This window comes from Stenotrophomonas sp. A3_2 (assembly GCF_036624925.1).
In the GTDB taxonomy this organism is placed as follows: domain Bacteria; phylum Pseudomonadota; class Gammaproteobacteria; order Xanthomonadales; family Xanthomonadaceae; genus Stenotrophomonas; species Stenotrophomonas hibiscicola.
In genome coordinates, this window is the sequence record NZ_JAZKVY010000251.1 from 26,309 (window position 1) to 36,265 (window position 9,957).

8 protein-coding genes are annotated in these 9,957 nt (G+C 66.0%); 5 read left to right on the top strand and 3 right to left on the bottom strand.

All coding sequences use genetic code 11. From position 1 onward, the window contains the following. The first annotated feature begins 69 nt into the window (after window positions 1–69). Together R5H29_RS10365 and R5H29_RS10370 are read left to right on the top strand one after the other, a co-directional pair. A complete protein-coding gene (locus tag R5H29_RS10365; protein WP_332329140.1) occupies window positions 70–2,160 on the top strand; it encodes a catalase in 2,091 nt (696 codons plus the stop codon). Window positions 2,161–2,182: 22 nt separating this feature from the next. Next, complete coding sequence (locus tag R5H29_RS10370) at window positions 2,183–2,641, top strand: hypothetical protein (RefSeq protein ID WP_332329141.1); 459 nt, start codon at window positions 2,183–2,185, stop codon at window positions 2,639–2,641. A gap of 107 nt (window positions 2,642–2,748) precedes the next feature. On the opposite strand, the gene R5H29_RS10375 is transcribed toward R5H29_RS10370, so the two are convergent. Next, window positions 2,749–3,030: a hypothetical protein gene (locus R5H29_RS10375; protein WP_134734757.1), complete on the bottom strand. Its 282-nt coding sequence runs from the start codon at window positions 3,028–3,030 to the stop codon at window positions 2,749–2,751. Between the two features lie 347 nt (window positions 3,031–3,377). Between R5H29_RS10375 and R5H29_RS10380 the strand changes: the two genes are divergently transcribed. Next, window positions 3,378–4,001: a hypothetical protein gene (locus R5H29_RS10380; protein WP_061478844.1), complete on the top strand. Its 624-nt coding sequence runs from the start codon at window positions 3,378–3,380 to the stop codon at window positions 3,999–4,001. 47 nt (window positions 4,002–4,048) lie between these two features. Here R5H29_RS10380 and R5H29_RS10385 read toward each other — a convergent pair whose 3' ends face one another. After that, the gene (locus R5H29_RS10385; protein WP_332329142.1) at window positions 4,049–6,175 is read right to left on the bottom strand and encodes a methyl-accepting chemotaxis protein; all 2,127 of its coding nucleotides are present in this window, start codon (window positions 6,173–6,175) and stop codon (window positions 4,049–4,051) included. Window positions 6,176–6,409: 234 nt separating this feature from the next. On the opposite strand from R5H29_RS10385, the gene R5H29_RS10390 reads away from it, so the two are divergent. Continuing rightward, on the top strand, window positions 6,410–7,372 hold the full coding sequence (locus R5H29_RS10390) for a L,D-transpeptidase family protein (RefSeq protein ID WP_332329143.1): 963 nt from the start codon (window positions 6,410–6,412) through the stop codon (window positions 7,370–7,372). 4 nt (window positions 7,373–7,376) lie between these two features. Further along, window positions 7,377–8,033, top strand: coding sequence for a M23 family metallopeptidase (locus R5H29_RS10395; protein ID WP_329848820.1), 657 nt, complete (start codon window positions 7,377–7,379; stop codon window positions 8,031–8,033). A gap of 187 nt (window positions 8,034–8,220) precedes the next feature. Here R5H29_RS10395 and R5H29_RS10400 read toward each other — a convergent pair whose 3' ends face one another. Further along, window positions 8,221–9,513 carry an adenylosuccinate synthase gene (locus R5H29_RS10400; RefSeq protein WP_019660036.1) on the bottom strand — a complete coding sequence of 431 codons (1,293 nt, stop codon included), beginning with the start codon at window positions 9,511–9,513 and terminating at the stop codon, window positions 8,221–8,223. Between the last annotated feature and the right edge of the window lie 444 nt (window positions 9,514–9,957).

Below are 9,957 nucleotides of genomic sequence, written 5' to 3' on the forward strand. Positions count from 1 at the left end.
GCCGGACCGGGGTTTAACGGGCTCGGTTCCAGTGTCGTGGTTCCCTTTGACGATCCGGAGCCACCCTCCATGGCCGCCAGCAAGCCGACCGGCAAGCGCGCAACCACCCCGCCCGAAAGCCACCCACGGGGCAATGGCGATGAGCTCCACCAGCAGGCCGGGGGCAGCCATCCGATGATGACCACCGATCAGGGCATCCCGGTGGCAGACAACCAGAACTCCCTGCGACAGGGGCCTCGGGGGCCCACGCTGCTGGAAGACTTCATCCTCCGCGAGAAGATCACCCACTTCGATCACGAACGCATTCCCGAGCGCATCGTGCACGCACGTGGCAGCGCGGCACATGGCTACTTCGAGTTGACCCGGTCACTGGCCTCCCATACCCGCGCGCGTATCCTGACCGAGGTGGGGGTGAAGACACCCGTATTCACCCGTTTCTCGACCGTGGCCGGTGGCGCAGGCTCGGTGGATACCCCGCGCGACGTGCGCGGCTTCGCGGTCAAGTTCTATACCAGGGAGGGCAACTGGGACCTGGTCGGCAACAACATTCCGGTGTTCTTCATCCAGGACGCCATGAAATTCCCGGACCTGGTGCACGCAGTGAAGATGGAACCGGACCGTGCCTTCCCGCAGGCCGCCTCGGCCCACGACACCTTCTGGGACTTCATTTCGCTGATGCCCGAGTCGATGCACATGATCATGTGGGCAATGAGCGACCGTGCCATTCCGCGCTCGCTGCGCATGATCGAAGGCTTCGGCGTGCACAGTTTCCGCCTGCTGAACGAGGCAGGCGAGTCGACCTTCGTCAAGTTCCATTGGCGGCCAAAGCTGGGCATCCAGTCAACGGTCTGGGACGAAGCGCTGAAGCTGCAGTCAGCCGACAATGACTTCCATCGCCGCGACCTGTTCGAGGCCATCCAGCGCGGCGACTTTCCCGAATGGGAGCTGGCGGTGCAGTTGTTCACCGAAGAAGAAGCCGACGCATTCCCGTTCGATCACCTGGACCCGACCAAGATCATTCCCGAATCGCTGGTGCCGTTACAGGTGATCGGGCGCATGGTGCTGGACCGTTGGCCCGACAACTTCTTCGCCGAGACCGAACAGGTGGCGTTCTGCCCGGCCAACGTGCCGCCGGGCATCGACTTCAGCAACGACCCACTGCTGCAGGGCCGCCTGTTCTCCTACCTGGACACCCAACTGCTGCGTCTTGGCGGCCCGAATTTCCACCAGATCCCGGTGAATGCCCCGAAGTGCCCATTCGCCAATCATCAGCGCGATGGCCATATGCAGATGCAGGTGCCCAAGGGCCGGGTGGCCTACGATCCCAGTTCGCTGCAGGAGGACTCACCGCGTGAGACGCCTGCGGGTTTCCGCAGCCACGCCAGCGCCGACGATGGCCGCAAGGGCCGTACCCGCGCGGAGAGTTTCGCCGACCACTACAGCCAGGCCCGCATGTTCTTCCGCAGCCTTGAAACGCCGGAGCAGGCGCACCTGGCATCGGCGCTGGTGTTCGAGTTGTCCAAGGTGGAAACGCTGAAGGTGCGGGTACGTACCGTCAGCCACCTGCGCAACATCGATGACTCACTGGCGCGGCGCGTGGCCGATGGTCTGGCCTTGCCCGCCCTGCCCGACCCGGCACCCACCGCCACCCCGGCGCGGGACATGCCTCCCGCTCCCGAGGTGCGTGTGATCGGACGCAACAAGCCTACCCTGCAGGGTCGCTGCATCGGCATTCTGTTCGACGAAGGCTCCGACGCCCGCATCATTGCCAGCCTGAGCAAGGCAGCCAGGAAAGCAGGTGCAGACGTGAAGCTGGTCGCGCCCAAAGTCGGTGGCGCCACGCTGAGCGATGGCGCGATGCAGGCGGCGGATGGGCAACTGGCAGGCACGCCATCGGCTGTGTTCGATGCGGTGGCCGTGGTGCTGAGCGTAGAGGCATCAAAGGCGTTGTCGAAAGAGAGCGCCGCGCTGGAGTTCGTCAGCCAGGCGTGGGCACACCTGAAGGCCATCGCCAGCGACGCGGGAGGCCAAGCGCTGCTGAAGGCGGCGCGGGTCGGCAACGACGCCGGCATCGTCGAAGCGGAAGACGCCAAGGCATTCCTGGCGGCGGCCGCCACCCGCCAGTGGGCGCGTGAGCCCAAGCTGCGCCTGCTGGCCTGACCACAACGACAGGAGAATAGTCATGCCCCGTGGTGACAAATCCGCATATACCGAAAAGCAGAAGCGCCAGGCCGAGCACATCGAGGAAAGCGAACGTGATCGCGGCGCGAGTGAAGGCACCGCCGAGCGCATTGCCTGGGCCACCGTGAACAAGCAGGACGGCGGCGGCAAGCGTAGCGGCAGTGCACGCAAAACTACAAAGAAGGCGACCCGCAAGAAGACCGCGAAGACGTCGACAACCAGGAAGACGGCAGCGAAGAAGGCGCCGGCGAAGAAAGCGGTGGCAAAGAAGGCGGTGGCTCGCACGACCGCGACAAAGAAGGCCGCAAAGAAGACAGCGAAGAAGGCTGCGGCAAAGAAGGGGAGTACGGCCGCCTCGCGGAGCGCCGCCGCGAAGAAGGCAGCGGCTATCCGTGCCCGAAAGGCAGCGACACGCAAGACCGCAGCGAAAAAGGCTGCCCGAACGCGGAGCAGAGATTGATCGTCCCCGAAAACGGGGAACAGCCCGCGCCCGCATCGCAGGCGCGGGATGTGTGGCGCAGCGCCTACTCTCGCTGGGTCGGTCCCAAGCGACCCGCGCACCTTACCTCAGCGGGACGGCCCCGCCGTCACTGCGGCTGAGGGCACCGGCACGGCAGCCGCCTGCAGCGTGCGCAACGCCGCGATCGGAATGGCCTCGGCACGCCGCTGCTGCGGCCACCAGACGAACAGGAACGCGCTGCTGGAACCGAGCAGGCGCGCAGTGCCCGGCAAAGGCGCGCGGTCGCCGTTCAACTGCAGGCGGATCACTTCGCCGCTGCCAGCGTTGTGGATCTGCCCCCCGCGCACCGTCACGTAGTTCGCCGCGCCCAGCGCCATGAAGGCGGCCACGCCAGGGTCATCGTGATCAGCGGGCGCCGGCCTACGTCCTCTCATATGGAGGAGTGAAGACCGAGCGATAACGGCCGTACGGCATCGGTGACAGCGCGACTCACCTGCTCTGCCATCCAGAGACACTCGTGGCTCAGGCACACCGATGAAGGCAGTGCATGTCGCGCAGTTTGTCGTAAACGGCTATATCCCGTGCAGAGCAATCCGGAAGTCACCTGGCACTGCTGATCGCCGTCAGGGCCTCCTCGCTGGGCTCCCTCAAGGACAGATCATCGACATCCACCACCCTGTAGCTTCGCTCGGTGGTAGCGGCTACGTTGATTGACCCACTGACAGGGATAGTTGAGATGAAGAATGTGAACCGAGTTCTGGCGGCCAGCGCGCTGATGCTTGTACTGGCGGCATGCAGCAGTTCCCAGACCGCCAACAAGGGCAATTTCGGCAAGGCTATTCAGAAATATCTTGATACCAAGAACGGACTCTGCGCTGCTTTGCCCGCGCGGGAACTCCCCTTCAGACTGGCCAACGATGGCAGCTTGGGAGAGCGCGCGCGCCTGCAGGCCAACGCCTTGGTCGAGGCCGGGTTGCTGAGCCGCCAAGCATCTGAAATGAAATCGATGTTTGGCACATCGACCGTACCGGCTGGCGAGTACGCGCTTACTTCCAAAGGAAAGAAGTTCCTCGTAGAAGGCGGCGCAGAAACAATTGCAGGTCAAGCAGCGTTCTGCACCGGCAAGTTCAGGGTGACAGAGGTGGACACCTTTACCGAGCCCAGCGAGATGATGGGCGTGAAATTGTCTCAGGTGAACTTCCGCTACAAGGTCGAAGATGCGGACAGCTGGGCCAGATCGAAAGAGGTCCAGGCCAGCTACCGTAACCTAGCGGATCAAGCCAAGGACGAAATCGATGGCAAAGCGACGCTCGTGCTGACCAACGACGGCTGGATGCACGAGCGCTTGTTCAAGCGCTGAGGGCTTCTCGGTCGGCACGGCACTTTGCCGTGCCGACGCGGTGACGGTCAGGCCGCGCGCGCCAACACGGCGCGGGCTGCACCGTCCTGCTCGATCTGGAACACCGCCACCGACGTGGTCAGTGCATGCGCCTGTTCCTCCAGCGCGCGGCTGGCGGCAGTGGCTTCTTCCACCAGCGCAGCGTTCTGCTGGGTCACCTGGTCCATCTGCACCACCACCTGGTTGACCTGCTCGATGCCGGCGGCCTGTTCCTTGCTGGCCGCTGCGATGTCGCTCATCAGCTGCGTGGTGCGCGAGCTGGCCTGGGCCACGCGTGCGATCGCGGCTTCCGATTCAACGGTCACCGCCAGGCCACTCTTCACCTTGGCAGCGGCGTCTTCGATCAGCTCCTTGATTTCCTTGGCGGCGACACCGGCACGCTGCGCGAGCGTACGCACCTCGCTGGCGACCACCGCAAAGCCACGCCCCTGCTCGCCCGCGCGCGCGGCTTCCACTGCAGCATTCAGCGCCAGGATGTTGGTCTGGAACGCGATGCCGTCGATCACCGTGGAGATTTCCGAGATGCGTGCCGAGGACTGATCAATCTCGCCCATCACCGATGCCATCTGTGCCATCGCCTGCTCGGTCTCGCGCACGGCGGCGCCGGCAGCGTGCGCTTCGCTGTCGGCCTGACGCGCCAGTTCGGCGTTCTGGCGTACGGTGGAGGTCAGCTCCTCCATCGACGCGGCCGCTTCTTCCAGATTGGCCGCCTGCTGCTCGGTTCGGCGCGACAGGTCGTTGTTGCCAGCGGCCAGTTCCTGCGCCGCGTTGTTGATGCTGTCGGCAGCCACCTGGATGCCGCGGACGATGCCGGTCAGCTGCGCGGTGGTGGTGTTGGCATCGTCGCGCATGCGCGCGAACACGCCTTCGTACTCGCCCTCCATGCGTGCGGTCAGGTCGCCATGCGAGATCGCGCGCAGCACGTCGGAAACATCGGCGATGCTGGCCTGCGAACTGGCCATCATGCCGTTAAGGTGCTCGACCATCGTCTTGAACTGGTACTGGAAGGCCCCGGCATCGCCACGCATGCTGAAATCGCCGGCGCGTGCGGCACGGGCCAGTTCATCGATCTGCGCGTTGATCGCCATCAGGCTCTGCTTCACCGCGGCCAGGGTGCGGGTCAACGTGCCCTTTTCGCCCGGATAGTCCGGCAGGTCGCGGCTGAGGTCACCGATGGCGTAACGCTGCATTACTTCAGCCATCAGCAGTTCCACCTGCACGTGCGATTCGACCAGGCTGTTGGTGGCCTGCACCATGCGGCCGAAATCGCCGGGGAACGCACTGGCGTCCATGCGATAGCGGATTGCGCCGGCCTCGTGCTGTTCCGCCATCTGCAACTGCGCGCCGATCGCCGCCTGCACACTCTGGCGCACGCTGGCCATCGCCTCACCCAGCTGGGTCAGCTCGTCGCGGCCACCGAGGCGGAACTCCTGGTCCAGCTGCCCCTTGGACAGGCGCTCGGCCAGGTTCACCGCGCACGCCAGCGGACCGGTCAGGCTGCGGCCGATCATCACCGAGGCGCCGATGCCAGCAAGCAGCGCAACGCCGCCCAGCACCAGCAACTGCAGCAGGCTGCGCTCGCCCAGGCGGATCGCCTCGGCGGCAGCCTCACGGCTTTCCTTCTCCTCGAAGTCCACGCCATCGGACAGCGCCTTGTTCCAGCCGTTGGCGGCGTCCTGCACCGGGCCCAGGGTCAGCGCCACGGCACCGGGATAATCGCCCTGCTCCATCAGTTCGCTGGTCTGCTTGTTGAGCGGGCGAGCAACGGCTCGCTTGGCGGCGATGGCTTCAGCGATGGCCTTGCCTTCGGCGTCACTGGGAAGCGCCTGGTAGGCGCTCCAGCTGGCCTCGTAGCGCTTGACGAGATCAGCAATGCGCTTCTCGTCGCTGGTGCGGTGATCACCCTGGCGGATCAGCATCTCGCGGCGCACCACCATCATCTGGTTGTTGGCATCAAGCATCTGCGACAACAGGCGCACCTTGGCCACGCTGACGTCGACCACCTGCTGCATCGCGCGCTTCTGCACGACACTGGCAGTGGCGCCGGTGGCCACCACGGCGGCAACCAGCAGCAGCAACAGGCCAAAGCCCAGCCCAAGACGCCAGGCAACCCTGACGTTCCTCAAGTAGTTCATGGGGGTATCCAAAACGGGGGGATGCGCCCTTATCGGCGGCACAGCAGGCAATCTTGATCGCCATCCACCAATGGCGTCGGCCACTGTTCACCTTGGTGAGTCGCCGTCCCAGTGGCACCTGCCGGTGCAAACCGGCCGCAATGACATGCCTGCTCATGCGGGCATCAGATCCCTTTCACGGTGGCTCGGCGCCGTCTGCGGGCAAGGTGGTGGCGTTCCCTGCTGGAGTCCCCGATGCCGTTACCCATGCCCCGATCCGCCCTGCTCGCTCTCTCGCTGCTGGCATCACCTGCCTTCGCGCAGGCGCCGCCGCCTGGCCTGCCTGGCCCCATTGCCGAGAAGGCAGGACCGGACACCGCACCCCGCTCTGTCCTGCACGCCCAGGTGCTGCTGGATCGCGCGAATTTTTCCCCCGGCCAGATCGATGGCGAAGTGGGCAGCAACCAGCGGCGCGCGGTGTCGGGCTTCCAGGCGGCGCATGGGCTGAGCGTAACGGGTGAACTGGATGACGCTACCTGGAAGGCCCTGCAGGCCGATACGATCACGCCGCTGGCAAGCTATACGCTCACGGCTGAAGATGTTGCCGGCCCGTTCCAGGCCATACCGAAAGGGCCCGCCGCACAGGCCAAGCTGAAGTCGCTGGGCTTCAGCAGCGTGGAAGAAGGCCTGGGCGAGCGCTTCCACGCCTCCCCTGAGCTGCTGAAGGCACTCAATCCCGGCGTCGATCTGGCCAAGGCCGGCAGCCGCATCCAGGTGCCCAATATCGGAACGGGGGACTTGCCGAAGGCGGCGAAGATCGTGGTCGACAAGTCCGACTCCACACTTCAATTGCTGGATGCGCAGGGCAAAGTGATCGCACAGGTGCCTGTCTCATCCGGCAGCCAGCACGATCCGCTGCCGATCGGCGAATGGAAGATTCTCGGCGTGTATCGCGACCCGCCGTTCCACTACAACCCGAAGCTGTTCTGGGATGCGCGCAAGGGCGAAAAGAAGGCGACGCTGCCGCCGGGCCCGAACAATCCGGTCGGGCGGGTCTGGATCGACCTGTCCAAGCCGCACTACGGCCTGCATGGCACACCCGAACCCGGCCACGTCGGCAAGACAGAATCGCATGGCTGCGTGCGCATGACCAACTGGGATGCGCTGCGCGTGGCCGATGCGGTGGATACTTCGGTGCCCGTGGTGATGCAGGAGTGAGCCGATGCGCCTTTCGCAGCTGATCGTGCTGGGCGTGCTGCTGGGCGTGGGAGCGGGCTGGTGGCTGCACCGCGATGCAGGTGAGCCGGTGGCGGTTGCCCCGCCCGCAGTGCAACCTGCGGTGGCTGCGGCTGCAACGCCGGGCGTGGACGCCCCGGCTCCCACGGCCGTGCCGCCGTCCAACGCCACCGATGCGCCAGCCGGTCTGCTGCTGCCGGTGCAGGGCATCCAGGCGTCCCAGCTGCGCGACACGTTCACCGATGCACGCAGCGAGGGCCGCGTGCACGATGCCATCGACATCATGGCCGATGCGGGTACTCCGGTACTCGCGGTGGCCGACGGCACGGTAGAAAAGCTGTTCGACAGCAAGCGCGGTGGCCTGACGATCTACCAGTTCGAGCCCAGCGGACGCTGGTGCTACTACTACGCGCACCTGCAGCGCTATGCAGATGGCCTGGCCGAGAAGCAGGTGATCAAGCGCGGGGAGGTGATCGGCTACGTCGGCAGCACCGGTAACGCCAGCGCCGACGCGCCGCACCTGCACTTCGAGGTTCACGTGCTGGGACCGGAAAAACAGTGGTGGAAGGGCAAATCCATCAACCCGTACCCGTTGCTGAAGCCGCCTGCTTCGACGGCCGGCGCTGCCAGCGCCGCAAGGTGAAGGTAAACACCGCCAAGGCAGCCCCTGGGACCAGCACGAACAGAACCGTCTCGCCTTTCACGCTGGCATGCTGGTCATCGCGTCGCTTCCCCGCTGGCCTGCCCACACGGTAATGAAGAAGCCCCGCTTTCGCGGGGCTTCTTCTTTCAGCGACGCCGGGCGTGGCCCGGCGCTACCAGTCACGCCCTCAGGCGAACGGATCCTGCAGGACCATGGTGTGGTCGCGGTCCGGGCCGGTGGAGACGATGCTGATCGGGCAGCCGGCCAGCTCTTCCAGCGAACGCAGGTAGGCGCGTGCGGCCGGCGGCAGGTCGTCCCACTGGGTGATGCCGTGGGTGTTCTCGCTCCAGCCCGGGAACTCCAGGTACACCGGGGTGCATTCTTCCCAGCCCTGCGCGTCCAGCGGCGCGTACTCGGTGCGCTTGCCGTTGTATTCGTAGGCGATGCAGACCTTCAGCTTTTCCATGCCGTCCAGCACGTCCAGCTTGGTGATGCACAGGCCGCTAATGCCGTTGATGGCCACGGCGCGCTTCAGCGCGACGATGTCCATCCAGCCGCAGCGACGCGGGCGGCCGGTCGAAGCGCCGTACTCGGCGCCGCGGTCACGGATGCCCTGGCCGACTTCGTCGTCCAGTTCGGTCGGGAACGGGCCGCCGCCGACGCGGGTGGCGTACGCCTTGGCAATGCCCAGCACGTAGTCGATCGAATCGGCGCCGACGCCGGAACCGGCCAGCGCACCACCGACGGTGGTGTTGGAGCTGGTGACGTACGGGTAGGTGCCGTGATCGATGTCCAGCAGCGCACCCTGCGCGCCTTCGAACAGCACGCGCTTACCCTGCTTGCGCAGGTCGTGCAGGATGCCGGCCACGTCGGACTTCATCGGCTGCACGTATTCGCCGAAGGCCAACGCCTCGTCGAAGGTCTTCTGGAAGTCGACCGCATCGGTGTTCAGATACTTGGTCAGCACGAAGTTGTGGTAGTCCAGCGCAGTGCGCAGCAGTTCTTCCAGCTGCTTCGGGTAGTGCAGGTCGGCGATGCGGATGCCGCGGCGCGCCACCTTGTCTTCGTAGGCCGGGCCGATGCCACGGCCGGTGGTGCCGATTGCCTTGCCACCGGCAGCGCGCTCGCGCGCCTGGTCCAGGGCGATGTGGTACGGCATGATCAGCGGCGCGGCCGGGGAGATCTTCAGGCGCGAACGCACTTCCACGCCGGAGCCTTCCAGCTCGGCGATTTCCTTCTGCAGCGCGGCCGGCGAGATCACCACGCCATTGCCGATCAGGCACAGCGCGTCGTCACGCAGGATGCCCGACGGGATCAGGTGCAGGACGGTCTTCTTGCCGTTGATGACCAGGGTGTGGCCTGCATTGTGGCCGCCCTGGAAGCGCACGACGGCGCCGATTTCCTCAGTGAGCAGATCGACGATCTTGCCCTTGCCTTCATCGCCCCACTGGGCACCAAGCACTACGACAGACTGACCCATGACGGGCTCCTCATATGTTGCGGCCATCGGGGCCGCGGACGGGTAAACCGTGGCGGGGCTGGCCAGCACCTGGAGGGCGGCTCCAAACGGGGAGCAGCCGGCGATGGAAGGCCCAGACACGGAAAAAGCCGAACGGGGAGGCCCGTCCGGCTTTTGTGCATTATCCGGGTTTCCGGGGTCGGGTGCCACCTTTCCGACGGACGGCTTCACCGGCCGGTCAGCCGCCCCGCCCGGTCGTGGGGGGGGGGGGGGGGCGGGCCCGGCCGGGGGGGGGGCCCCCGGCCCCCCCCCCCCGAGGCCCGCCCGGCTTGTGTGCATTCGCGGGGTTGCGGGGGGCGGGCCCCACCTTGCCGCCGGCGGGCTTCCCCGGCCGGTCAGCCGCCCCGCCGGGGGTGGCCGGCGGTTGGCGGGAAATCCGGGTTTGCCGGCCAGCGGCCGGCACTA